This window comes from Mycobacterium sp. 5-140-3-2 (assembly GCF_035666375.1).
GTDB classification, from domain to species: Bacteria; Actinomycetota; Actinomycetes; order Mycobacteriales; family Mycobacteriaceae; genus Mycobacterium; species Mycobacterium intracellulare.
This window is the reverse complement of record NZ_CP142025.1, coordinates 3,185,466-3,211,581: the sequence shown is the minus strand read 5'-3', so window position 1 is coordinate 3,211,581 and position 26,116 is coordinate 3,185,466. Positions and strand designations below refer to the sequence as shown.

12 protein-coding genes and 1 pseudogene are annotated in these 26,116 nt (G+C 72.0%); all 13 read left to right on the top strand.

Annotated elements, in window-relative coordinates; all coding sequences use genetic code 11:
- The first annotated feature begins 67 nt into the window (after nucleotides 1-67).
- The 13 genes and pseudogenes from pheS to P6281_RS14775 all read left to right on the top strand — a co-directional run bounded on the left by pheS (nucleotide 68) and on the right by P6281_RS14775 (nucleotide 26,116).
- The gene (gene pheS, locus P6281_RS14835; RefSeq protein ID WP_014380327.1) at nucleotides 68-1,111 is read left to right on the top strand and encodes a phenylalanine--tRNA ligase subunit alpha; all 1,044 of its coding nucleotides are present in this window, start codon (nucleotides 68-70) and stop codon (nucleotides 1,109-1,111) included.
- Nucleotides 1,111-3,597: a phenylalanine--tRNA ligase subunit beta gene (gene pheT / locus P6281_RS14830; RefSeq protein ID WP_014380326.1), complete on the top strand. Its 2,487-nt coding sequence runs from the start codon at nucleotides 1,111-1,113 to the stop codon at nucleotides 3,595-3,597. Before pheS ends, pheT begins: the two co-directional genes overlap by 1 nt.
- A gap of 30 nt (nucleotides 3,598-3,627) precedes the next feature.
- Nucleotides 3,628-4,687: pseudogene (argC, locus tag P6281_RS14825) on the top strand (N-acetyl-gamma-glutamyl-phosphate reductase).
- Nucleotides 4,684-5,895: a bifunctional glutamate N-acetyltransferase/amino-acid acetyltransferase ArgJ gene (gene argJ / locus P6281_RS14820; protein ID WP_009954341.1), complete on the top strand. Its 1,212-nt coding sequence runs from the start codon at nucleotides 4,684-4,686 to the stop codon at nucleotides 5,893-5,895. The pseudogene argC and the gene argJ overlap by 4 nt, the downstream one beginning before the upstream one ends.
- On the top strand, nucleotides 5,892-6,776 hold the full coding sequence (gene argB / locus P6281_RS14815) for an acetylglutamate kinase (protein WP_014385096.1): 885 nt from the start codon (nucleotides 5,892-5,894) through the stop codon (nucleotides 6,774-6,776). The genes argJ and argB overlap by 4 nt, the downstream gene beginning before the upstream one ends.
- Nucleotides 6,773-7,966, top strand: a complete 1,194-nt coding sequence (locus P6281_RS14810; protein WP_014385095.1) for an acetylornithine transaminase — start codon at nucleotides 6,773-6,775, stop codon at nucleotides 7,964-7,966. Before argB ends, P6281_RS14810 begins: the two co-directional genes overlap by 4 nt.
- Nucleotides 7,959-8,885: an ornithine carbamoyltransferase gene (argF, locus tag P6281_RS14805; protein ID WP_014385094.1), complete on the top strand. Its 927-nt coding sequence runs from the start codon at nucleotides 7,959-7,961 to the stop codon at nucleotides 8,883-8,885. The genes P6281_RS14810 and argF overlap by 8 nt, the downstream gene beginning before the upstream one ends.
- Nucleotides 8,882-9,376 (top strand): arginine repressor, encoded by a 495-nt coding sequence (locus P6281_RS14800; RefSeq protein WP_009954337.1) that lies wholly within the window; start codon nucleotides 8,882-8,884, stop codon nucleotides 9,374-9,376. The genes argF and P6281_RS14800 overlap by 4 nt, the downstream gene beginning before the upstream one ends.
- A gap of 27 nt (nucleotides 9,377-9,403) precedes the next feature.
- Nucleotides 9,404-10,621, top strand: coding sequence for an argininosuccinate synthase (locus tag P6281_RS14795; protein WP_014385093.1), 1,218 nt, complete (start codon nucleotides 9,404-9,406; stop codon nucleotides 10,619-10,621).
- The gene (argH, locus tag P6281_RS14790; protein ID WP_095763347.1) at nucleotides 10,618-12,048 is read left to right on the top strand and encodes an argininosuccinate lyase; all 1,431 of its coding nucleotides are present in this window, start codon (nucleotides 10,618-10,620) and stop codon (nucleotides 12,046-12,048) included. Before P6281_RS14795 ends, argH begins: the two co-directional genes overlap by 4 nt.
- Before the next feature lie 111 nt (nucleotides 12,049-12,159).
- Nucleotides 12,160-13,221: a type III polyketide synthase gene (locus P6281_RS14785; protein WP_201358413.1), complete on the top strand. Its 1,062-nt coding sequence runs from the start codon at nucleotides 12,160-12,162 to the stop codon at nucleotides 13,219-13,221.
- A gap of 129 nt (nucleotides 13,222-13,350) precedes the next feature.
- Nucleotides 13,351-19,740, top strand: a complete 6,390-nt coding sequence (locus P6281_RS14780; protein WP_202376496.1) for a type I polyketide synthase — start codon at nucleotides 13,351-13,353, stop codon at nucleotides 19,738-19,740.
- The gene (locus P6281_RS14775) at nucleotides 19,721-26,116 is read left to right on the top strand and encodes a type I polyketide synthase (RefSeq protein ID WP_324738971.1); all 6,396 of its coding nucleotides are present in this window, start codon (nucleotides 19,721-19,723) and stop codon (nucleotides 26,114-26,116) included. Before P6281_RS14780 ends, P6281_RS14775 begins: the two co-directional genes overlap by 20 nt.

Here is a 26,116-nt window from a genome sequence, read left to right as displayed (position 1 = left end):
GCCGCGCGGAATGCACCATCGATGCGGGCAGCCCTAACAGCCTCGTCAGCAAGGAGAGTGTCGCCGCGTGGGTGAGCAACCCGTCGACCTGTCGCCCGAAGCGTTGACCGCGGCGGTCAACGCCGCGCGGCAGGCCTTCACCCGGGCCGACGACCTCGACGCGCTGGCGCGCGCCAAGACCGAGCACCTCGGCGACCGCTCACCGCTGGCGCTCGCGCGCCAGGCGCTGGGGAGCGTTGCCAAAGACCAACGCGCCGATGCCGGCAAGCGGGTCAACGCCGCGCGGGGCGAGGCCCAGCAGGGGTACGACGAACGCCTCGCGGCCCTGCGCGCCGAACGCGACGCCGCCGTGCTCGTCGCCGAGCGCATCGACGTCACGTTGCCGTCGACGCGGCAGCCGACCGGGGCGCGGCACCCGATCACGATCCTCGCCGAACACGTCGCCGACACCTTCATCGCCATGGGTTGGGAAGTGGCCGACGGCCCCGAGGTCGAGAGCGAACAGTTCAACTTCGACGCGCTCAACTTTCCCGCCGACCACCCCGCGCGCAGCGAGCAGGACACCTTCTACATCGCGCCCGAGGATTCTCGGCAGCTGCTGCGCACCCACACCTCGCCGGTGCAGGTGCGCACGCTGCTGGCCCGCGAGTTGCCCGTCTACATCGTCTCGATCGGCCGCACGTTCCGCACCGACGAGCTCGACGCCACTCATACCCCGGTCTTCCACCAGGTCGAGGGCCTGGCGGTGGACCGCGGCCTGTCCATGGCGCACCTGCGGGGCACGCTCGACGCGTTCGCGCGCGCCGAGTTCGGCCCCGAGGCGCGGACCCGCATCCGCCCGCACTTCTTTCCGTTCACCGAGCCCTCCGCGGAGGTCGACGTGTGGTTCGTCGGCAAGAAGGGCGGCCCGGGCTGGGTGGAGTGGGGCGGCTGCGGGATGGTGCATCCAAACGTGTTGCGGGCGGCCGGAATTGACCCCGAGGAATACTCCGGCTTCGCGTTCGGCATGGGCCTGGAACGAACGCTGCAGTTCCGCAACGGGATTCCGGACATGCGCGACATGGTCGAGGGCGACGTCCGGTTCTCGCTGCCGTTCGGGGTGGGTGCCTGATGCGCGTTCCGTACAGCTGGCTGCGCGAGGTCGTGAACGCCGGCGCGCCGGGCTGGGACGTGGCCCCCGCCGAGCTGGAGCAGGCGCTGGTGGACATCGGCCACGAGGTCGAAGAGGTTCTCACCCTCGGCCCGGTCGAGGGCCCGCTTACGGTGGGCCGCGTCACCGACATCGAGGAACTCACCGGTTTCAAGAAGCCGATCCGGTTCTGCCACGTCGACGTGGGCGAGGATAAAGACCGCGAGATCGTCTGCGGCGCAACCAACTTCGTGGCCGGTGACCTCGTGGTGGCGGCGCTGCCGGGCACCACGCTGCCCGGCGGATTCGCCATCGCCGCGCGTAAGACCTACGGCCGCACCTCGGAGGGAATGATCTGCTCGGCGGCCGAACTCGGTTTGGGCGCCGACCATTCCGGGATTCTGGTGCTGCCGCCGGGCACCGCCGAACCCGGCGCCGACGGCCACGCCGTGCTGGGCCTCGACGACGTGATCTTCCACCTGGCCATCACCCCCGACCGCGGTTACGGCATGTCGCTGCGGGGCCTGGCGCGCGAGGTCGCCTGCGCCTACGACCTGGACTTCGTCGACCCCGCGGACGTCAAGCCGTTGCCGGCCAACGGGGAGGCCTGGCCGCTGACGGTGCAGCCCGACACCGGCGTGCGGCGGTTCGCGCTGCGCCCGGTCACCGGCATCGAGCCGGCTGCCGTGTCACCGTGGTGGCTGCAGCGCCGCCTGCTGCTCTCGGGCATCCGCCCCACCTCCCCGGCGGTCGACGTCACGAACTACGTGATGCTCGAGCTGGGCCACCCCCTGCACGCCCACGACCGCAACCGCATCACCGGCGGCTTCGGCGTGCGCTTCGCCCGTCCCGGCGAGACCGTCGTCACCCTCGACGACATCGAACGCAAACTGGAACCGGCCGACGTCCTGATCGTCGACGACACGGCGACCACGGCGATCGGCGGCGTGATGGGCGCGGCGAGCACCGAGGTGCGCGCCGATTCCACCGACGTGCTGCTCGAGGCCGCGGTCTGGGATCCCGCCGCGGTGTCGCGCACCCAGCGCAGATTGCACCTGCCCAGCGAGGCCGCCCGCCGCTACGAGCGGGGCGTGGATCCGGCCATTTCCGTTGCCGCGCTGGACCGCTGCGCCACGCTGCTCGCCGAGATCGCCGGCGGCGCGGTGTCCGACACGCTGACCGATTGGCGGGGCGACCCGCCCCGCGACGAGTGGGCCGGGTCGCCGATCGACATCGCCGCCGACCTGCCCGGCCGCATCGCCGGTGTGGCCTACGCTTCGGGCACGGCCGCCAAGCGGCTGTCCCAAATCGGTGCCGGCGTCGCCGAACGCGGCGACACGCTGACGGTCACCCCACCCAGCTGGCGACCCGACCTGCTGCAGCCCGCCGACCTCGTCGAGGAGGTGCTGCGGCTCGAGGGCCTGGAGGTCATCCCGTCGGTGCTGCCGTCGGCGCCGGCCGGCCGCGGGCTGTCCGCCGTGCAACAGCGCCGCCGCGCCATCGGCAGGTCGCTGGCCCAGTCCGGGTACGTCGAGATCCTGCCGACGCCTTTTCTGCCCGCCGGGGCGTTCGACCTGTGGGGGCTGCCGCCCGACGATCCGCGGCGCGTCACGACCGACGTGCTCAACCCGCTGGAGGCCGACCGCCCGCACCTGGCCACCACCCTGCTGCCGGCGCTGCTGGAAGCCTTGGTGCGCAACGTATCCCGCGGTTTGGTCGACGTTTCGCTCTATGCCCTTGCGCAGGTGGTGCAGCCGACAGCAGAGACCCGCGGCGTGACGCCGATCCCCGTCGACCGCCGGCCCACCGACGCCGAGATCGCCGCGCTCGACGCGTCGTTGCCGCGCCAACCCCAGCACGTCGCCGCGGTGCTGACCGGCCTGCGGGAAGCGCGCGGCCCCTGGGGGCCGGGCCGGCGCGCCGAGGCCGCCGACGCGTTCGAGGCGGTGCGCATCATCGCCCGCGCCGCCGGCATCGACGTCCGGTTGCGGGCGGCGCAGCAGCTGCCGTGGCACCCGGGCCGCTGCGCCGAGGTGCTCGTGGGCGACACGACGGTCGGGTACGCGGGCCAGCTGCACCCGGCCGTGACCGAGCGCTCCGGGCTGCCCAAGGGCACCTGCGCCCTCGAGCTCGATCTCGACGCCGTGCCCCTCGCCGCGGCGCTGCCCGCGCCCCGGGTGTCTCCGTTCCCGGCCGTCTTCCAGGACGTCAGCCTGGTGGTGCCGGCGGACGTACCGGCTCAGGCGGTGGCCGACGCCGTGCGCGAAGGCGCGGGCGAGCTGCTGGAAGACCTGCAGCTGTTCGACGTTTTCACCGGCCCGCAGATCGGGGAGGACCGCAAGTCGCTGACCTTCGCGCTGCGGTTCCGGGCGCCGGACCGCACGCTGACCGAGGACGACGCCACCGCGGCCCGCGAGGCCGCCGTGCGCCGGGCCGCCGAGTCGGTCGGCGCCGAGCTCCGCGCCTGATGGAATGGATTTGCAAACTACTGCATAACCATGCAAAATCGTCGAAATGGCCGACGTGATCAAGGTGGCAGTTGCCGGTGCCAGCGGCTATGCGGGCGGTGAAATCCTCCGCCTGCTGCTCGGGCACCCGGCCTACGCCCAGGGGCGCCTGTCGATCGGCGCGCTGACCGCCGCTGCCAGCGCCGGCAGCACGCTCGCCGAGCACCATCCGCACCTGACGCCGCTGGCCCAGCGCGTCGTCGAGCCGACCGAGCCCGCCGTGCTCGCGGGCCACGACGTGGTGTTCCTGGGCTTGCCGCACGGCCATTCGGCCGCGCTGGCCTCTCAGCTCGGCCCCGACACCGTGATCATCGACTGCGGCGCGGACTTCCGGCTCACCGACGCCGCCGCGTGGGAGCGGTTCTACGGCACCCCGCACGCCGGCAGCTGGCCCTACGGGCTGCCGGAGCTCCCGGGCGCGCGCGAGCGGCTGCGCGGCGCGCGCCGCATCGCGGTTCCCGGCTGCTACCCGACCGCGGCGCTGCTGGCGTTGCTGCCCGCGCTGGCCGAGGACCTCGTCGAGCCCGCCGTCACGGTCGTCGCCGTCAGCGGCACCTCCGGGGCCGGGCGGGCGGCCAAGACCGACCTGCTGGGCGCCGAGGTCATCGGGTCGGCGCGCGCCTACAACATCGCCGGGGCGCACCGGCACACCCCGGAGATCGCCCAGGGGCTGGGGGCCGTCACCGGCCGCGACGTGACGGTGTCATTCACCCCGGTGCTGATCCCGACGTCGCGCGGGATCCTGGCCACGTGCACCGCCCGCACCCGTGCGTCGTTGCCGCAGCTGCGGGAGGCCTACGAAAAGGCTTACGACGCAGAGCCTTTCATCTACCTGATGCCCGACGGTCAGCTGCCCCGCACGGGTGCGGTGATCGGCAGCAACGCGGCGCACATCGCCGTCGCGGTGGACGAGGCGGCCCAGACATTCGTGGCGATCGCCGCGATCGACAACCTGGTCAAGGGCACGGCCGGGGCCGCCGTGCAGTCGATGAACCTGGCACTGGGTTGGCCGGAGACGGAAGGCCTTTCGGTGATCGGGGTGGCGCCGTGACGCGCACCGAGACGCCGCGGTTGCTGCGCGAGCAGGGCGTCACCGCGCCGGCCGGATTCCGGGCGGCGGGCATCGCCGCCGGCATCAAGGCCTCGGGCAAGCGCGACCTGGCCCTGGTCTTCAACGAGGGGCCCGATTACGCGGCCGCCGGCGTGTTCACCCGCAACAGGGTCAAGGCCGCGCCGGTGCTGTGGAGCCAGCAGGTGCTGAGCACGGGCGCGCTGCGCGCGGTGATCCTCAACTCCGGCGGCGCCAACGCCTGCACCGGGCCGGGCGGGTTCCAGGACACCCACGCCACGGCCGAGGCCGTCGCGGCCGCGCTGTCGGACTGGGGCACCGAGACCGGGGCCATCGAGGTCGCGGTGTGCTCCACCGGGCTGATCGGCGACCGGCTGCCGATGGACAAGGTGCTGTCCGGCGTGCGCGCGATCGTGCAGGACATGGCCGGCGGCCTGTCCGGAGGCGACGATGCGGCCCAGGCCATCATGACCACCGACACCGTGCCCAAACAGGTTGCGCTGCACCACCCGGACAGCTGGACGATCGGCGGGATGGCCAAGGGCGCGGGCATGCTCGCGCCGTCGCTGGCGACCATGCTCTGCGTGCTGACCACCGACGCGGCCGTCGACGCCGCCGCACTGGACTCCGCGCTGCGCCACGCCACCGCGCGCACCTTCGACCGGCTCGACATCGACGGCGCGTGCTCGACCAACGACACGGTGCTGCTGCTGGCCTCCGGGGCCAGCGGGATCGCCCCGGACCAGCGCGACCTCGACGACGCCGTGCTGCGTGTCTGCGACGACCTGTGCGCGCAGTTGCAGGCCGACGCCGAGGGCGTCACCAAGCGCGTCAACGTCACCGTCACCGGCGCCGCCTCCGAGGACGACGCCCTGGTCGCCGCGCGGACCATCGCCCGCGACAGCCTGGTCAAGACGGCGGTGTTCGGTTCGGACCCCAACTGGGGCCGGGTGCTCGCCGCCGTCGGCATCGCGCCCATCGCCCTGGATCCCGATCGGATCACGGTGTCGTTCAACGGCTCCACGGTCTTCGCCGACGGGGTGGGGGCGCCGGGGGCGCGCGAGGTGGATCTCTCGGGAGCCGACATCGACATCGCCGTCGATCTGCGGCTCGGCGACGGACGGGCCACCATCCGGACCACCGACCTGTCCCATGGTTACGTCGAAGAGAATTCGGCCTACAGCTCATGACCCGCGCCAGCGACTTATCCACCGCGGTCAAGGCGCAGGTGCTCGCCGAGGCGCTGCCCTGGCTCAAGCAGTTGCACGGCAAGGTCGTCGTCATCAAGTACGGCGGCAACGCCATGACCGACGACACGCTGCGGCACGCATTCGCCGCCGACATGGCGTTCCTGCGCAACTGCGGCGTGCACCCCGTCGTCGTGCACGGCGGCGGCCCGCAGATCAGCGCGATGCTGCGCCGGCTCGGCATCCAGGGTGACTTCAAGGGCGGATTCCGGGTCACCACACCGGAAGTGCTCGACGTGGCGCGGATGGTGTTGTTCGGCCAGGTCGGCCGCGAGCTGGTCAACTTGATCAACGCGCACGGACCGTACGCGGTCGGCATCACCGGCGAGGACGCCCAGCTGTTCACCGCCGTGCGGCGCAGCGTCACCGTCGACGGCGTGGCCACCGACATCGGCCTGGTGGGAGACGTCGAGCGGGTCAATACCGCCGCGGTGCTGGATCTTATTGCCGCACGGCGCATTCCGGTGGTGTCGACGCTGGCGCCGGACGCCGAAGGTGTGGTGCACAACATCAACGCCGACACCGCCGCGGCGGCGCTGGCCGACGCGCTGCACGCCGAGAAGCTGTTGATGCTCACCGACGTCGAAGGCCTGTACACGAGTTGGCCCGACCGCGATTCGCTGGTCAGCGAAATCGACACGGCCACACTGTCGCAACTGCTACCCACGCTGGAGGCGGGCATGATTCCCAAGGTCGAGGCGTGTCTGCGGGCCGTGACCGCGGGCGTGCCGAGTGCGCACGTCATCGACGGCCGGGTCGAACATTGTGTGCTGGTGGAGCTTTTCACCGACGCGGGCACGGGCACCAAGGTGGTACCGGCATGAGTAATACCGACGCCCTGAAGCGGCGCTGGGAAGCCGTGATGATGAACAACTACGGCACCCCCGCGATGGCCCTGGCCAGTGGCGACGGGGCCGTGGTCACCGACGTCGACGGCAAGAGCTACCTCGACCTGCTGGGCGGCATCGCGGTCAACATCCTGGGCCACCGCCACCCCGCGATCATCGAGGCCGTCACCCGGCAGATGGCGACGCTGGGCCACACGTCCAACCTGTACGCGACCGAACCCGGCATCGCGCTGGCCGAGGAACTGGTGGCCCTGCTGGGCGCGCCCGAGGAAACGCCGGCGCGGGTGTTCTTCTGCAACTCCGGCACCGAGGCCAACGAGGTGGCCTTCAAAATGTCCCGGCTCACGGGCCGCACGAAACTGGTTGCCGCGCACGAGGCTTTCCACGGCCGGACGATGGGATCGCTGGCGCTGACCGGGCAGCCGAGCAAGCGGGCGCCGTTCGCCCCGCTGCCCGGCGACGTCACCTACGTGCCGTACGGCGACGCCGCGGCGCTGGCCGCGGCGGTCGACGACGACACCGCGGCGGTGTTTCTGGAGCCGATCATGGGGGAGAGCGGCGTCGTCGTCCCGCCCGAGGGATACCTGGCCGCCGCGCGCGATGTCACCGCGCGGCACGGCGCCCTGCTGGTGCTCGACGAGGTGCAGACCGGGATGGGCCGCACCGGAACGTTTTTCGCCCACCAGCATGACGGCATCACCCCTGACGTGGTCACGCTGGCCAAGGGGCTCGGCGGCGGCCTGCCCATCGGGGCGTGCCTGGCCGTCGGGCGCGCCGCCGAGCTGATGACGCCGGGCCTGCACGGCAGCACCTTCGGCGGCAATCCGGTCTGCACCGCGGCGGCGCTGGCGGTGCTGCGGGTGCTGGCGTCCGACAACCTGGTCCGCCACGCCGAGGTGCTGGGCAAGTCGTTGCGGCACGGCATCGAGGGGCTCGGTCACCCGCTCGTCGACCACGTGCGCGGGCGCGGACTGCTGTGCGGGGTGGTGCTCACCGCGGCGCGGGCCAAGGACGCCGAGGCGGCCGCGCGCGAGGCCGGGTTCCTGGTGAACGCCGCCGCGCCCGACGTCATCCGGCTGGCGCCGCCGCTGATCATCACCGAAGACCAGCTCGACGGGTTCATTTCCGCGCTGCCGGGAATTCTCGAGGGGGCCGCACGTGGTTAGGCATTTCCTGCGCGACGACGACCTGTCGCCCACCGAGCAGTCCGAAGTGCTGCAGCTGGCCGCCGAGCTGAAGAAGGACCCGTTCAGCGCCCGCCCGCTGGAGGGGCCGCGCGGGGTCGCGGTCCTGTTCGACAAGAACTCCACCCGCACCCGGTTCTCGTTCGAGGTGGGCATCGCCCAGCTCGGCGGGCACGCCGTCGTCGTCGACGCCCGCAGCACCCAGCTGGGCCGCGACGAGACCCTGGAGGACACCGCGCGGGTGCTGTCCCGCTACGTCGAGGCCATCGTCTGGCGCACGTTCGCCCACGAGCGACTCGAGGCGATGGCCGGGGCCGCGACGGTGCCGGTGGTCAACGCGCTGTCCGACGAGTTCCACCCCTGCCAGGTGCTCGCCGACCTGCAGACCATCGCCGAACGCAAGGGAGCGCTGCGTGGCCTGCGGATGACCTACCTCGGCGACGGCGCCAACAACATGGCGCACTCGTTGATGCTCGGCGGGGTCACCGCCGGCATCCACGTCACGATCGCCGCCCCGGACGGCTTCGCCCCCGATCCGGCGTTCGTGGCCGCGGCCCGCCGGCGCGCCGAGGACACCGACGCCTCGGTCACCGTCACCGCCGACGCCGGGGCGGCCGCGCGCGGCGCCGACGTCCTGGTCACCGACACGTGGACGTCGATGGGACAGGAGGGCGACGGCCTGGACCGGGTCAAACCGTTCCGGCCGTATCAGATCAACGCCGACCTGCTGTCGCTGGCCGACCCGGAAGCCGTTGTGCTGCACTGCCTTCCGGCTCATCGCGGCGACGAGATCACCGACGAGGTGATGGACGGCCCGGCCAGCGTGGTCTTCGACGAGGCCGAGAACCGGTTGCACGCCCAAAAGGCGCTGCTGACATGGCTTTTGGAGCGGCGGTCATGACCCGCTCGAAAACCACGCCCGAAACCACCCGGGCCGGGCGCCAGGACCGCATCGTGGCGATCCTGTCGTCGGCGTCGATCAGCAGCCAAAGCGAACTGGCGGCCCGGCTGGCCGGCGAGGGCATCGAGGTCACCCAGGCCACCCTGTCGCGCGACCTGGAGGAGCTGGGCGCGGTGAAGCTGCGCGGCGCCGACGGCGGCGTCGGCGTCTACATCGTTCCCGAGGACGGCAGCCCGGTGCGCGGCGTGTCGGGCGGCACCGCCCGGCTGTCCCGGTTGCTCGGCGAGCTGTTGGTGTCGGCCGACTCCAGCGCGAACCTCGCGGTGCTGCGCACCCCGCCCGGCGGTGCCAACTATTTGGCCAGCGCGATCGATCGCGCGGCGCTACCGTACGTCGTCGGCACCATCGCCGGCGATGACACCGTCTTCGTGGCCGCCCGAGAGCCGATGACCGGCGCCGAACTGGCCACCACATTGGAAAAACTCACGTAAGCGATTTCAACCTAAGGAGATTGGTTCATGTCAGAACGCGTCATCCTGGCGTATTCCGGCGGTCTGGACACCTCGGTGGCCATCAGCTGGATCGGCAAGGAGACCGGCCGTGAGGTCGTAGCGGTGGCGATCGACCTCGGCCAGGGCGGCGAAGACATGGAGGTCATCCGCCAGCGGGCCCTGGACTGCGGGGCGGTGGAGGCCGTCGTCGTCGACGCCCGCGACGAATTCGCCGAGGGTTACTGCCTTCCCACCATCCTGTCCAACGCCCTCTATATGGATCGCTACCCGCTGGTGTCGGCGATCAGCCGGCCGTTGATCGTCAAGCACCTGGTGGCGGCGGCGCGCGAGCACGGCGGCAGCATCGTCGCGCACGGCTGCACCGGCAAGGGCAACGACCAGGTCCGGTTCGAGGTCGGATTCGGTTCGCTGGCACCCGATCTCGAGGTGCTGGCGCCGGTCCGCGACTACGCCTGGACGCGCGAGAAGGCGATCGCGTTCGCCGAGGAGAACGCCATCCCGATCAACGTCACCAAGCGCTCGCCGTTCTCGATCGACCAGAACGTGTGGGGCCGCGCGGTGGAAACCGGCTTCCTGGAACACCTTTGGAACGCGCCCACCAAGGACGTCTACGCCTACACCGAAGACCCCACGCTGAACTGGAGCACCCCAGACGAGGTGATCGTCGGGTTCGAGCGCGGCGTGCCGGTGACGATCGACGGCAAGCGGGTGTCGGTGCTGGACGCCATCGAGGAGCTCAACACCCGCGCCGGCGCGCAGGGCGTCGGCCGCCTCGACGTCGTCGAGGACCGGCTGGTGGGCATCAAGAGCCGCGAGATCTACGAGGCGCCCGGCGCCATGGTGCTCATCACCGCGCACACCGAACTCGAACACGTCACGCTCGAGCGCGAGCTGGGCCGGTTCAAGCGGCACACCGATCAGCGTTGGGCCGAGCTGGTGTACGACGGGCTGTGGTACTCCCCGCTCAAGGAGGCGCTGGAGAGCTTCGTCGCCAAGACCCAGGAGCACGTGACGGGCGAGGTGCGAATGGTGTTGCACGGCGGCCACATCGCGGTCAACGGGCGGCGCAGCGCCGAATCGCTGTACGACTTCAACCTGGCCACCTACGACGAGGGCGACAGCTTCGACCAGTCGGCCGCGAAGGGTTTCGTCTACGTGCACGGCCTGTCGTCGAAGATCGCGTCCCGCCGGGACCAGACGGTGACGGGCCCGGCCGAAGCGTGAGCACGCGCGAGGGGTCGCTGTGGGGCGGGCGGTTCGCCGACGGCCCGTCGGATGCGCTGGCCGCGCTGAGCAAGTCCACCCATTTCGACTGGGTGCTCGCCCCTTACGACATCGTCGCCTCGCGGGCCCACGCCGTGATCCTGTTCCGGGCCGGGCTGCTGACCGAAGAGCAGCGCGACGGGCTGCTGGCCGGCCTGGACCAGCTCGCCTCCGACGTCGCCGACGGCAGCTTTTCGCCGCTGGTCACCGACGAGGACGTGCACGCGGCGCTGGAACGCGGGCTGATCGACCGCGTCGGGCCCGAGCTGGGCGGGCGGCTGCGGGCCGGCCGGTCGCGCAACGACCAGGTGGCCACCCTGTTCCGGATGTGGCTGCGCGACGCGGTGCGCCGGGTCGCCGCCGGGGCGCTGGACGTCGTCGGCGCGCTGGCCGCCCAGGCCGCCGCCCACCCCGACGCCATCATGCCCGGCAAAACCCACCTGCAGTCCGCCCAGCCGGTGCTGCTGGCCCACCACCTGCTCGCGCACGCCCACCCGCTGCTGCGCGACGTCGACCGCCTCGTCGACTTCGACAAGCGGGCCGCGATCTCCCCGTACGGCTCCGGGGCGCTGGCCGGGTCGTCGCTGGGCCTGGACCCCGGCGCGATCGCCGCTGAGCTCGGCTTCACGGCCCCCGCCGACAACTCCATCGACGCCACCGCGTCCCGAGATTTCGCCGCGGAGGCGGCGTTCGTCCTCGCCATGATCGGCGTCGACCTGTCCCGGCTGGCCGAGGACGTCATCCTGTGGAGCTCGACCGAATTCGGCTACGTCACCCTGCACGACTCGTGGTCCACCGGCAGCTCGATCATGCCGCAGAAGAAGAACCCGGACATCGCCGAGCTGGCCCGCGGCAAGTCGGGTCGGCTGATCGGAAACCTGGCCGGCCTGCTGGCCACGCTGAAGGCCCAGCCGCTCGCCTACAACCGTGACCTGCAGGAAGACAAGGAACCGGTGTTCGATTCGGTGGCCCAGCTGGAGCTGGTGCTGCCCGCGATGGCGGGGCTGGTGGGAAGCCTGACGTTCGACGTCGACCGGATGGCCGCCCTCGCGCCGGCCGGCTACACGCTGGCGACCGACATCGCCGAATGGCTGGTGCGCCAGGGGGTGCCGTTCCGCTCCGCGCACGAGGCCGCCGGTGCGGCCGTGCGCGCCGCCGAGCAGCGCGGCGTCGGGCTCGACGAGCTGACCGACGACGAGCTGGCCGCCATCAGCGGCGACCTGACACCGCAGGTTCGCGAGGTCTTGACGATCGAGGGCTCGGTGGCGTCGCGCGACGCGTGGGGCGGCACCGCGCCGGTCCGGGTCGCCGAGCAGATCGAAAACGTCCTGGCCAGCGCCGGAACGCTCAAAGAGCGGCTCGAGGACCGGGCGCGCGGGAGCCGTTGAGATGACGTCGGTTTCCGTGCCCCGCGCTGTCTCGCCGACTAGACTGCGGGCTCAAAGCGATCCGGATGAACGTTTCGGGCCGGATCCCCGTGACCAAGGGGTGGGAAACCAATGAGCGTCGTCGCCGGCGTCTTCGGTGCGCTACCGCCGCACCGTTATTCGCAGCGCGAGCTCACCGACTTCTTCGTCAGCATCCCCGAGTTCGCGGACTACGAAGACATCGTCCGGCAGCTGCACGCCAGCGCCAAAATCGACAGCCGCCACCTGGTGCTGCCGCTCGAGCAATACCCCACGCTGACCGACTTCGGCATGGCCAACCGGATCTTCACCGAGCACGCCGTGAACCTCGGCTGCGAGGCGCTGTCCGGCGCGCTCGACGAGGCGGGACTGCGGGCGCAGGACGTCGACGTGCTGATCACGACGACCGTCACCGGACTGACGGTGCCGTCGGTGGACGCCCGGATCGCCGCGCGGCTCGGCCTGCGCGACGACGTGCGCCGCGTGCCGCTGTTCGGCCTCGGCTGCGTGGCCGGCGCGGCCGGTGTCGCCCGAGCGAACGACTACCTGCGTGGCGCGCCCGACGCCGTCGCCGCCCTGGTCTCGGTCGAGCTGTGCTCGCTGACCTACCCCGGATACAAGCCGTCGCTGGCGGGGATGGTCGGCAGCGCCCTGTTCGCCGACGGCGCCGCGGCGGTGGTGGCCGTGGGCGACCGGCGCGCTGAACAGCTCGCCGCCGCCGGGCCCAGCGTGCTGGATTCGCGCAGCCACTTGTATCCCGATTCGCTGCGCACCATGGGCTTCGACGTGCGTTCGGGCGGATTCGAGCTCGTGCTGTCGAAGGACGTCGCGGCGGTCGTGGAGCAATACATCGAGGACGACGTCACCCAGTTTCTCGGCGCCCATGGCCTGACGCCGACCGACATCGGCGCGTTCGTCAGCCACCCCGGCGGACCCAAGGTCATCGAGGCGATCAACGCGGCGCTCAGCCTGCCGCCGGAGGCCCTCGAACTCACCTGGCGTTCGCTCGGCGAGATCGGCAATCTTTCGTCGGCGTCGGTGTTGCACGTGCTGCGCGACACCCTCGCCAAGCCGCCGCCGAGCGGAAGTCCCGGCCTGATGCTCGCGATGGGGCCGGGATTCTGTTCCGAATTGGTGTTGTTGCGTTGGCACTGATGGTCGCTCGTGTACCTCCGTTCCTGCCCTGAGGCGCCCTCTTGGGGCGGCGGGGAGGTTGTGACGGTGGGTCGACCGACGGCCCGTTGGAGGAGCCGGCGCTGTGAGTGACACGAAAGGCCGCGTTCGATGAACGGCAACACCGAAGAGCTCGTCCGGGCCCTTCGCCAATCGCTGAAGGAAAACGAGCGGCTCAAGCGCGAGAACCGCCAATACCTCGCCGCCACCACCGAACCGGTGGCGGTGGTGGGCATGGGATGCCGCTATCCCGGTGGGGTGGACTCGCCAGAGGCGTTGTGGGAGATGGTGGTTGAGGGCCGCGACGTCGTCTCGGAGTTCCCGTCGGACCGCGGCTGGAGCCTGGCCGGGCTCTTCGATGCGGATCCGGACGCGGTCGGAAAGTCCTACGCGCGCTGCGGCGGGTTCCTCTCGGACGTCGGGGATTTCGACGCCGCCTTCTTCGGGATCGCGCCCAGCGAGGCGCTGGCGATGGACCCGCAGCAACGCCTGTTGCTCGAGGTGTCGTGGGAGGCGTTGGAGCGGGCCGGAATCGATCCCGTCACCCTGCGCGGTTCCTCGACCGGCGTGTTCGCCGGGATCTTTCACGGCTCCTACGGGGGACAGGGCCGGGTGCCGGGACACTTGGAGCGATACGGCCTGCGCGGCTCGACGCTCAGTGTGGCATCCGGGCGGGTGGCGTACTCGTTGGGGCTCGAGGGCCCGGCGGTCTCCGTCGACACGGCGTGTTCGTCGTCGCTGGTGGCCCTCCATTTGGCGGCGCAGTCGTTGCGTTCCGGTGAATGCGATCTGGCGCTGGCCGGCGGCGTGACGGTGATGGCCACGCCGGCGATGTTCATCGAATTCAGTCGCCAGCGGGCGCTGGCCGCCGACGGCCGCTGCAAGGCCTACGCGGGCGCGGCCGACGGCACCGGGTTTTCCGAGGGCGTCGGCGTGCTCGTGCTGGAGCGGCTGGCCGACGCGCGCCGGCTCGGGCATCCGGTGCTGGCCGTGATACGCGGGTCCGCGGTGAACCAGGACGGCGCGTCCAACGGGCTGGCGACGCCCAACGGGCCCTCGCAGCAACGGGTGATCCGGGCGGCGCTGGCCAACGCGCGGCTGGGCACCGCGGACGTGGACCTGGTGGAGGGCCATGGGACCGGCACCACGCTCGGGGATCCGATTGAGGCGCAAGCGCTTCTGGCCACCTACGGGCAGGACCGGCCCGCGGACCGGCCGCTGTGGCTGGGGTCGATCAAATCCAACATGGGTCACACGTCGGCCGCGGCCGGCGCCGGCGGAGTGATCAAGATGGTGCAGGCGATCCGCCACGGCGTGATGCCCAAGACGCTGCACGTGGATGAGCCGACGCCGCACGTGGATTGGTCGGCCGGCGCGGTATCGCTGCTGACCGAATCGCGCCCCTGGTCCACGCCCGACCGGCCGCGCCGCGCGGGCGTCTCGTCGTTCGGCATCAGCGGCACCAACGCGCACGTCATCGTCGAGCAGTATGCGCCGGAGCCCGAAAGCGACTCGCCCCCAGGCGATGACGTGGTGGCGCCGTGGGTCCTCTCGGCCCGGTCGGCCGAGGCGCTTGCGAACCAGGCGGCGCGGCTGCTGGCGCACGTGAAGGCCCACCCCGCGCTGCGGGTGGTCGACGTGGGCTGGTCGCTGGTCGCGACGCGGTCGCGCTTCGAGCACCGCGCGGTGGTCGTGGGCGCCACCGGCGCGCAGCTGCTGCGGGGGCTGGCCGAGTTGGCGGCCGGCGAGCAGGGGGCCGGCGTCGCGGTGGGCCGGGCGCACGCGCCCGGCAAGACGGTGTTCGTGTTTCCCGGCCAGGGCTCGCAATGGGCCGGCATGGGCGCCCAATTGCTGGACGGCTCAACGGTGTTCGCCGAGCAGCTGCACCGGTGCGCGGGGGCGCTCGCCGATCACGTCGACTGGTCGCTGATCGACGTCATCCGCGGCGCGCCGGGCGCGCCCGGACTGGACCGGGTGGACGTGGTGCAGCCGGCGCTGTGGGCGGTCATGGTGTCGCTCGCGGAGTTGTGGCGTTCGGTGGGCGTGGTGCCCGATGCGGTGATCGGCCATTCCCAGGGCGAAATCGCTGCGGCCTGCGTGGCGGGGGCGCTGTCGCTGGAAGACGCCGCCCGGGTGGTGGCGCTGCGCAGCAGGCTGCTGGTGGGGCTGTCGGGCCGGGGCGGCATGGTCTCGCTGGCCTGCGCCCTGCCGCGCGCCGAGCAGCTCATCGCGCCGTGGGGTGAGCGATTGAATATCGCCACGGTCAACGGTGTTTCGGCGGTGGTGGTCTCCGGCGAGGTGGGCGCGCTGACCGAATTGATGCGGCGGTGCGAAGCCGACAACATCCGCGCCCGCCGCATCGATGTCGACTACGCCTCGCATTCCGCCGCGGTGGACGCGATCCGCGAGCCCCTCGCCGCGGCGCTGGACGGCATTGCACCGCGGTCGTCCTCGGTCGCGTTCTTCTCCACCGTGACCGGTGAGCTCATGGACACCGCGGGACTGGACGCCGACTACTGGTTCCGCAGCATCCGGCAGACGGTGCAGTTCGAGCGGGCGGTCCGCGGCGCCTGCGACGCGGGCTATCGGGCGTTCATCGAATCCAGCCCGCACCCCGTGCTGATGGCCGCCATCGAAGAGACCATGCCCGACGACGAACAGGGCTGCGTCATCCCGTCGTTGGGCCGCGACGACGGCGGCCCGGACCGCTTCTGGCTCTCGGCCGGGCAGGCGTTCGTAGCGGGCGTGGGTGTGGACTGGCGCGCCGCGTTCGACGGCCTGGGCGGCCGGCGTGTCGACCTGCCCACGTACGGGTTTGTGCGGCAACACTTTTGGCTTCCGGGCGGATCGACGGGCTCGTCTGACGCCGCCACCCTGGGGGTTAGCGGTGCCGAGCACGGGCTGCTCGGCGCGGTGGTGCCCCGGCCCGACTCCGGCGGTGTGGCGCTCACGGGCCGGGTGTCGACGGCCGCCCACCCCTGGTTGGCCGATCACGCGGTGGGCCAGACCGTCTTGTTCCCCGGCGCGGGATTCGTCGAGCTGGCCATCCGCGCGGGTGACGAGGTCGGCTGCGGCGTGCTCGACGAGCTGACGCTGTCGGCGCCCTTGGTGCTGCCCGCCGGCGACGGAGTGCAGGTGCAACTCGTGGTCGGGGCGGCCGACGAGTCGGGTCGGCGTCGGCTGTCGGTGTATTCGGATGCCGCGCAGCCGGGTTCGGAGTGGGTGTTGCACGCCGAGGGACTGTTGCGGCCGGGGGCGGTGACGCCGGCCGCGGACCTCTCGGTGTGGCCGCCCATCGGGGCGACCGCGGTCGAGGTCTCGGGCGCCTACGCCGCGCTCGCCCGGCGCGGCTACGAATACGGCCGCGCATTCCAGGGATTGCGGGCGATGTGGCAGCGCGGGGACGAGCTCTTCGCCGAGGTCGCCGTGCCCGACGCCGCCGCGGCCGACGGCGGCTTCGGAATCCATCCCGTGCTGTTGGACGCCGCGCTGCACGCGATCGGGGCCGCCGGCGAGCAGGACATGACCGTGTTGCCGTTCTCCTGGCAGGGCGTGTCGTTGCACGCGTCGGGCGCGGCGCGGGCGCGGGTACGGATCGCGCCCGCCGGCGCCGGGGCGGTCTCGGTGGAATTGGCGGACGGAGCGGGGCTGCCGGTGCTGTCGGTGGGCGCGTTGGCCATGCGCCCGGTCTCCGCCGAGCAATTGGCCACCGCGGCGGTTCCCGCGCAGCGCCCGCTCGCCCAGGGAGTGCTCGACGTGACCTGGTCACCGATCACGCTGGGCGGCGAGGACGACGGCGCGAAGGCCACGGTGTGGGAGCTGGCCGATCACGGCGGCGACGTGGTGAAGTCGGTGCACGCGGCGGCCGCCGAGGCCTTGGAGGTGCTGCAATCGTGGTTGCGCGCCGACGGCGACGGGGTGCTGGCCGTGCGGACCCGCGGCGCGGTCGCGCTTGCCGGCGAAGACGTTTCGGACCTTTCCGGCGCCGCGGTGTGGGGCCTGGTGCGCTCGGCGCAGGCCGAGCACCCCGGCCGCATGGTGCTGATCGACTCCGACGGGTCGCTGGATGCCCACGCGGTAATCGGTTGCGGTGAGCCGCAAGTGGTGGTCCGCCGGGGTGTCGCCTATGCGGCCCGGCTGCGGCCGGTGCGGGCGGACTCCGCGATCGGCCTGCCGGCCGGCGGCTGGCGGTTGGACGCCGGCGGCGAGGGCACCCTGGAGGACCTCGTCGTAAGCCCTTGCCCGCGAACCGAATTGACTGCCGGGCAGGTGCGGGTGGCGGTGGCCGCGGTCGGGGTCAACTTCCGCGATGTGCTGGTGGCGCTGGGGATGTATCCCGGCGGCGGCCAGCTGGGGGCCGAGGGCGCCGGTGTGGTCGTCGAGGTCGCCCCCGACGTGACCGGGTTGGCCGTCGGTGATCCGGTCATGGGGTTGTTGGGGGTCGTCGGCTCCGAGGCGGTGGTCGACCAGCGATTGGTGACACCGGTGCCCGACGGGCTGTCGCTGGTCGCGGCCGCCGGCGTGCCGGTGGTGTTCCTCACCGCGCTGTACGGGTTGTCGGTGCTGGCGGGGCTGCGCTGCGGGGAGCGCGTGTTGGTGCACACCGCCACCGGGGGAGTGGGCATGGCCGCGGTGCAACTGGCGCGGCACTGGGGTGCGGAGGTGTTCGTCACCGCAAGCCGCGGCAAGTGGGATACCTTGCGCGCGATGGGATTCGACGACGACCACATCGGGGATTCCCGCACGCTCGAGTTCGAGGAGAAGTTCCGCGCGGTGGCGGGTGACCGCGGCTTCGATGTCGTGCTCAATTCCCTGGCCGGCGATTTCACCGACGCCTCGCTGCGGCTGTTGGCGCCCGGTGGGCGATTCATCGAGATGGGCAAGACCGACGTCCGCGACCCGCGCGTCGTCGCCGAACAATATGGGGGCGCCCAGTACCGGGCCTTCGACCTGTTGGAGGCCGGCCCGGACCGGACGGCGGCCATGCTGGCCGAGATCGTCGGATTGTTGACCCGCGGGGTCTTGACACCGTTGCCGCAGAGGACATTCGACGTCCGCTGCGCCGCGGCGGCCTACCGGTACGTCAGCCAGGCCCGCCACGTCGGCAAGGTCGCGCTCACCGTGCCGTCGGGGCCCGGCGAGGTGCTCAGCGGCTGCGGCGGCGGGCTGGCCGGGGGCAGTGTGGTGATCACCGGCGGCACCGGGATGGCCGGTTCGGCGCTGGCCCGCCACCTCGTCGACCGCTACGGGGTGGCCCACGTGGTGCTGGTCAGTCGGGCCGGCGCGGAGGCCCCCGGTGTCGCGGAACTGGTGGACGGGCTGAGGCGGGCCGGCGCCGACGTGTCGGTGGAGGCCTGCGACGTCGCCGATCCCGACGCGGTGGGGGCGATGCTTTCCCGGATACCGGCGCACTATCCGCTGCGCGGCGTCGTTCACGCCGCCGGGATCCTCGACGACGGGTTGATCTCGTCGCTGACCCCGGACCGGGTGGACGCGGTGCTGCGGGCCAAGGTCGACGGTGCCTGGAACCTGCACCAGCTCACCCGCGATCTGGATTTGTCGGCGTTCGTGGTGTTTTCGTCGATGGCCGGGATCGTGGGGACCCCGGGACAGGCCAACTACGCGGCAGCCAACAGCTTCCTCGACGGGCTGGCCGCCTACCGGCGCGCCCACGGCCTCGCGGGCCTGTCACTGGCCTGGGGCCTGTGGGAACAGGCCTCGGCGATGACGGCGCACCTCGGCGACCGGGACAAGGCCCGGATGAGCAGGATCGGCCTGGCGCCGCTGCCCACCGGGCAGGCCTTGGCGGCCTTCGACGCCGCCATGCTGGTCGACCGTCCGGTGCTGGTGGCCGCCGCCGTGGACCGGGCCGCCCTGTCGGACAACGTCGCCGCGCTGCCGCCGTTGCTGCGCGAACTCGCCGCCGGCCCGGCCCGGCGCGTGGTCGACGACACCGGCGCCGCCGCGTCGAGCACGGGTCTGAGCGCACGCCTGAACGGCCTGAGCCCCGAGGCCCGGCAGCGCGAATTGATCGACCTGGTTCGCGGCAACGCGGCGATGGTGCTGGGCGTGCCGAACCCGGCCGACATCAACGTCGGCCGCGCGTTCCAGGAGCTCGGCTTCGACTCGCTCACCGCGGTCGAGCTGCGTAACCGGCTCAAAAACGCGACGGGCCTTACCCTTTCGCCAACACTCATCTTCGACTACCCCACGCCGACCGTGCTGGCCGGGCACCTGGACACACAACTGGCGGGGGCCGGCACCGACGTGCAGCCGAACCTGATGGCCCGGGTCAACGACATCACCCGCGAACTGCAGGCGCTGCTGGGCGCGCCCGACTGGAATGCCGACGACCGCTCGGTGCTGCGGGCGCGCATCCACACCCTGCTCGGCGCCATTGCGCCCGCCGATCCGGCCGACTCCGAACACCTCGACGATGACCTCGATGCCGCCACCGAAAGCCAACTCTTTGCGATCCTCGATGAAGAACTCGGCCGCTGACACCCCGCCAGGAGCGGCAACGCCCGGCACCGCGCAGCACGTCGACTACCTGAAGCGCCTCACGGCGGATCTCAGGCGGACCCGGCGGCGCGTCGCCGAGCTGGAAGGCCAACTGTCCGAACCGGTCGCGGTGGTGGGCATGGCCTGCCGCTACGCCGGCGGCGTGGACACCCCGGACGCCCTCTGGGAGCTGGTCGCCGAGGGGCGGGACACGGTGTCGGACTTCCCGCTCGATCGCGGCTGGGACGTCGAGGGCCTCTACGACCCGGACCCGGACGCGAAAGGCAAGATGTACACCCGCCACGGCAGCTTCCTGCAGCACGCGGGGGACTTCGACGCCGGGTTCTTCGGCATCGGGCCCAGCGAGGCGCTGGCCATGGACCCCCAGCAGCGGATGATGCTGGAGATCTGCTGGGAGGCGTTGGAGCGCGCGGGAATTGACCCCTTCGCGCTGCGCGGCACGGCGACCGGAGTCTTCGCGGGGGTCATTCACGCCGGGTATGGCGGCGAGGTGAAAGGCGAGCTGGAGGGCTACGGGCTCACGGGCTCGACCTTGAGCGTCACCTCGGGCCGGGTGTCGTACGTGTTGGGGCTGGAAGGCCCGGCGGTCTCGGTGGACACCGCGTGCTCGTCCTCGTTGGTCTCCATGCACCTGGCCGCGCAGTCGTTGCGGTCCGGGGAATGCGACCTGGCGCTGGCCGGGGGAGTGACCGTCATGGCGACCCCGGCGGCGTTCGTCGAATTCAGCCGGCAGCGGGCGCTGGCGCCCGACGGTCGCTGCAAGGTGTACGCCGGGGCGGCGGACGGGACTTCGTGGTCGGAGGGCGCCGGTGTGCTGGTGCTGGAGCGGCTGGCCGACGCCCGGCGCCTGGGACACCCGGTCCTGGCGCTGCTGCGGGGCACCGCGGTGAACCAGGACGGCGCGTCCAACGGCTTGACCGCACCCAACGGGCCGTCGCAGCAGCGGGTCATCCGGGCCGCGTTGGCCAACGCCGGACTGACGGCGGCGGACGTGGATGCCGTGGAGGGCCACGGGACCGGGACCGTGCTCGGGGACCCCATCGAGGCGCAGGCGCTGCTCGCGACGTACGGACAGGACCGCCCGGCGGACCGCCCGCTGTGGCTGGGATCGATCAAATCCAACATCGGCCACACCTCGGCCGCGGCGGGCGTGGCCGGGGTGATCAAGATGGTGCAGGCGATGCGGCACGGGGTGTTGCCCAGGACGCTGCACGTGGATGTCCCGTCGCCCCACGTGGATTGGTCGGCCGGGGCGGTGTCGCTGCTGACCGACCCGCGGCCCTGGCCGGATCACGGCGGGCCGCGGCGGGCAGGCGTCTCCTCCTTCGGGATCAGCGGCACCAACGCCCACGTGATCGTCGAGCAGGCACCCGCCGAACCCAACGACGTGCCCGCGGCGCACGACGGCTCGAATCCCATTGTCCCGTGGGTGGTTTCGGCACGCTCGACCGACGCGCTGGCCGGTCAGGCCCAACGCCTGCTGGACCACCTGGGCGCCACACCGGATGTGCCCGCGGTGGACGTGGGCTGGTCGTTGGCGACCACCCGGGCGGCGTTCGAGCACCGCGCGGTGCTGATCGGCGCCGACCGTGCGGGCCTGTCAGCCGGCCTGGCGGGGTTGGCCGCGGGGGCGCCGGTCCCGGGCGCGATCACCGGGCGCACCCGCGCGGCGGGCAAGCGCGTGTTCGTGTTTCCCGGTCAGGGTTCGCAGTGGCTGGGCATGGGCGCGGCCTTGTACGAACGCTTTCCCGCGTTCGCCCAGGCTTTTGACGAGACGGTGACCGCGGTGGACGCCCACTGCCGGCTGCCGTTGCGCGAGGTGATGTGGGGCTCCGACGCGGAGTTGTTGCAGAGCACCGAATTCGCCCAGCCGGCGCTGTTCGCGCTGGAGATCGCGATGGCCGCGCTGTGGGAATCCCTGGGCGTCACACCGGATGTGGTGATCGGCCACTCCGTGGGGGAGATCGCCGCGGCCTGCGTCGCGGGCGCGCTCTCGCTGTCCGACGCGGCGCGATTGGTCGCGAGCCGGGGCCGGTTGATGGCGCAGTTGCCGCCCGGTGGGGTGATGATGGCCGTGACCGCGACCGAGGCCGACGTGGCGCCGCTGCTGAACGGCGACGTCGGCATCGCGGCGGTCAACGGCCCGCAATCGCTGGTGCTTTCGGGCTCGGAGTCGGCGGTGAAGGTGGTCGCGGACCGGCTGGCGGCCGGGGACGCCCGGGTGCGGCAGCTGGCGGTCTCGCACGCGTTCCACTCGCCGCTGATGGAACCCATGATGGGGGACTTCGCCGCGGTGGTGGCCGGCGTGTCGGCCCGCGAGCCGCGGATCGCGTTGGTGTCCAACCTGACCGGGCAACTGGCCGGGCCCGACTATGGGACGGTCGCGTACTGGGTTGACCATGTGCGCAAGCCGGTGCGGTTCGTCGACGGCGTGCAGCTGGCCGAATCGCTGGGCGCCGGTGTGTTTTTAGAGGTCGGCCCCGGGGCGGCGTTGACGGCCGCGGTCGACCAATGCCTGACGACCGACCGCGCGATCTCGGTGGTGTCGATGGCCAAGGGCCGCCCCGAGGTCGACTCGCTGCTGTCGGCGGCCGGACAGCTGTTCGCGACGGGTTCGGACCTGGACTGGTCGGCGGCGTTCACCGGGCTGAGCGCGCGGCGCATCCCGTTGCCGACGTATGCCTTTGTGCGGCGCCGGTTTTGGCTGTCGAGCGATTCGGTGGGATCGGCGAACATCGCCAGCCTGGGTCTGACCGAGGCCGAGCACGCGTTGCTGGGGGCGGTGGTGGACCGGCCGGATTCCGGCGGTGTGGTGTTGACGGGCCGGCTGTCGACGGCCGCCCAACCGTGGCTGGGCGACCACGCCGTGGCCGGCACGGTGCTGTTCCCCGGGGCGGGCTTCGTGGAGCTGGCGTTGCGGGCGGGTGACGAGGTCGGCTGCTCGGTGATCGAGGAACTGACGCTGTCGGCACCGCTAGCGGTCCCGGTGGGCGGGGTCGTGCAGCTGCAGGTGGTGGTGGAGGCGGCCGACGGCACCGGAGCGCGGGCCGTCTCCGTGTATTCGCGTGCGGCGCAAACGGATTGGATTTTGCACGCCGAGGGCTTGTTGCGCGACGGCGCGACCACCCCGGTGACGGATCTGTCGGTGTGGCCCCCCGTCGGCGCCGAGGCGGTGGACGTGGCCGGCGCGTACGACGGCCTGGCGGACCGCGGCTACGGGTACGGCCCGGCCTTTCAGGGGTTGCGGGCCGTGTGGCGGCGGGGGGCCGAAACGTTCGCCGAGGTCGAGCTCCCGCAGCACGCCGGTGTCGCGACCGGCGGCTTCGGCATCCACCCGGTGCTGCTGGACGCGGCGTTGCACGCGCTCGGGGTGGCCGACGAGCGGATCGAGACCGTGTTGCCGTTCTCCTGGCAGGGCGTGAGCCTCTACGCCGCCGGTGCATCGCGGGTCCGGGTGCGGCTGGCACCGGCGGGCACCGGCGCCGTGTCGGTCGACCTGGCCGACGCGTCGGGCCTGCCGGTGCTCTCGGTGCGGGAGTTGGTGACGCGCGCCGTGTCGGCCGACCAATTGAGGGCGGCGCTGGCGGCCCGCGCCGGGAGCGGCGAGCTCCTCGACGTGGTGTGGTCGCCGATCTCGCTCCCGGGCAACGGGGTTGGCCAGGGCGTGACCGTATGGGAGCCGCCCCCCGGCGCTTCGATCACCGCGGTCTACACCGCGGCGCACGAGGCCCTCGGCGTCTTGCAGTCCTGGCTGTCCGGCGACGCGGCCGGGACGTTGGTGGTGCAGACCCGTGGTGCGGTGACCCTGTCCGCTGACGACGTCTCCGACCTGGCCGGCGCGGCCGTCTGGGGGCTGGTGCGCTCGGCGCAGGCCGAGCATCCGGGCCGCATCGTGTTGGTCGACACCGACGGCTCGTTGGACGTCGCGACGGTGATCGGTTGCGGCGAACCGCAATTGGTGGTGCGCGACGGCATCGCCCACAGTGCCCGGCTGAAGCCGGCCGGCCAGCGGGCGCTGTTGTCGCTGCCCGAGCCGCCGTCGGTGTGGCGGCTGGCCGCCGGCGACGCCGGGACGCTGGAGGATCTGGCGGTCCAGGAGTACCCGCCGGCGGAGCTGGAAGCCGGACAGGTGCGGGTGGCGGTGGCCGCGGCCGGGGTGAATTTCCGGGACGTGCTGGTGGCGCTGGGCATGTATCCCGGTGCCGCGCAGTTGGGTGCCGAGGGCGCCGGCATCGTGACCGAAGTCGGTTCCGGCGTCACCGATGTGGCCGTCGGCGACGCGGTGATGGGGATCTTCGGGCTGGCGGGTTCGGAGGCGACCGTCGATCGGCGGCTGGTCACGCGGGTGCCGCGGGGCTGGTCGATGGCTCAGGCCGCCGGCGTGCCGGTGGTGTTCCTGACCGCGTACTACGGGCTCTCGGTGTTGGCCGGACTGCGGGCGGGCCAACGGGTGCTGGTGCACGCGGCCACCGGCGGGGTCGGCATGGCCGCGGTGCAGCTGGCCCGGCATTGGGGCGCGGAGGTGTTCGCGACGGCCAGTCGCGGCAAATGGGACACGCTGCGCGCCATGGGTTTCGACGACGCCCACATCGCGGATTCGCGGACGCTGGAGTTCGAGCACAAGTTCCGCGCGGCGGTGGGCGCCGGGGGCTTCGGCGTGGTGCTCAACTCCCTGGCCGGTGAATTCAACGATGCGTCCCTGCGGCTCTTGGGCCGGGGTGGTCGTTTCATCGAGATGGGCAAGACCGACCTGCGTGATCCGGATATCGTCGCGCACGCCCACCCCGGGGTGGGGTACCGCGCCTTCGACCTGATGGAGGCCGGCCCGGATCGAATCGCGGAGATGCTGGCCGAATTGATGACATTGTTCGCCGGCGGGGCCCTGGCGCCGTTGCCGGTCAAGGCTTTCGACGCGCGGAGCGCCGCCGACGCCTACCGCTTTGTCAGCCAGGCCCGTCACATCGGGAAGGTCGTGCTCACCATGCCGGACGGCCCCGCGGGGCTGGCGGGCGGGACCGCGCTCATCACCGGCGGCACCGGCATGGCGGGGTCGGCGGTGGCCCGCCACCTCGTCGAGCGGCACCGGGTGCCCCACGTGATGCTGGTCAGTCGCGGCGGGGAGCAGGCCGCCGGAATCGCCGAGCTGGCAGGCGAATTGCGCGACCTGGGCGCCTCGGTGTCGGTGGCTGCCTGCGATGTCGGCGACCGGGACGCGGTCGCGGCCCTGCTGGCGCGGGTGCCCTCGCACTACCCGCTGCGGTCGGTGTTCCACGCCGCGGGGGTGATCGACGACGCGATGGTCGCGTCATTGACTCCCGCGCGTATCGACGCGGTGTTGCGCGCCAAGGTCGACGGCGCGTGGCACCTGCACGAGCTGACCAAAGAACTGGACCTGGCCGCGTTCGTGGTCTTTTCGTCCATGGCCGGCATCGTGGGTGCGCCGGGTCAGGGCAACTATGCAGCGGCCAACAGCTTCCTCGACGCGCTGGCGGCCCATCGCCACGCCCGGGGACTGCCGGGATTGTCGGTGGCGTGGGGGATGTGGGAAGAGCCGTCGGCGATGACGCACCACCTCGGCGAGGCCGATCGGGCCAGGATGAGCCGGGCCGGGCTGAGCGCGTTGTCCACCCGGCAAGCGCTGGACCTGTTGGACGCCGCGCTGCTCGGCGACCGGCCCATGGTGGTGGGCACCCGCCTCGACCGGGGCGCGCTGGCGCACCACAGCGCCACGCTGCCGCCGCTGCTGAGCCAGCTGGCCACCCGCCCCGCCCGGCGGGTCCTCGAGCACACCGACATGGTGTCCCTGACGGGCCTGCGGGCGCGCCTGGACGGCCTGAGTCCCGAACAGCGACAAGCCGAATTGGTGGAACTGGTCTGCGGCAACGCGGCCACGGTACTGGGGCACACCACCGCCGACGTCAACGCCGACGACGCGTTCGGTGACCTCGGTTTCGACTCGCTGACCGCCGTCGAACTGCGAAACCGGCTCAAAATCGCTACCGGGCTTACCCTTTCACCCACGCTGATCTTCGATTACCCCACGCCGGCCGCCTTGGCCGAACACCTCGGAACCGAACTGGCCACCGGCTCCGTCGCCGCCCCGGCCACCGAGCCCGATCGCATCGCCCGGTTCGACGACATCGCGCGGGAACTGCAGGCACTGCTGGGCCGGCCCGGGCTGAGCCCCGCCGACCGGGCACAGCTCGTCGCCCGGCTCGAGGGTCTGCTGGCGACGGCGACCGGTCCGACACCGTCCGCGCTGCCGGATCAGCCTGAGGACGCGTTCGACGACGACCTCGCCACCGCCACCGAGAGTCAGCTCTTTGCCATCCTCGACGACGAAGTCGGCCCCTGA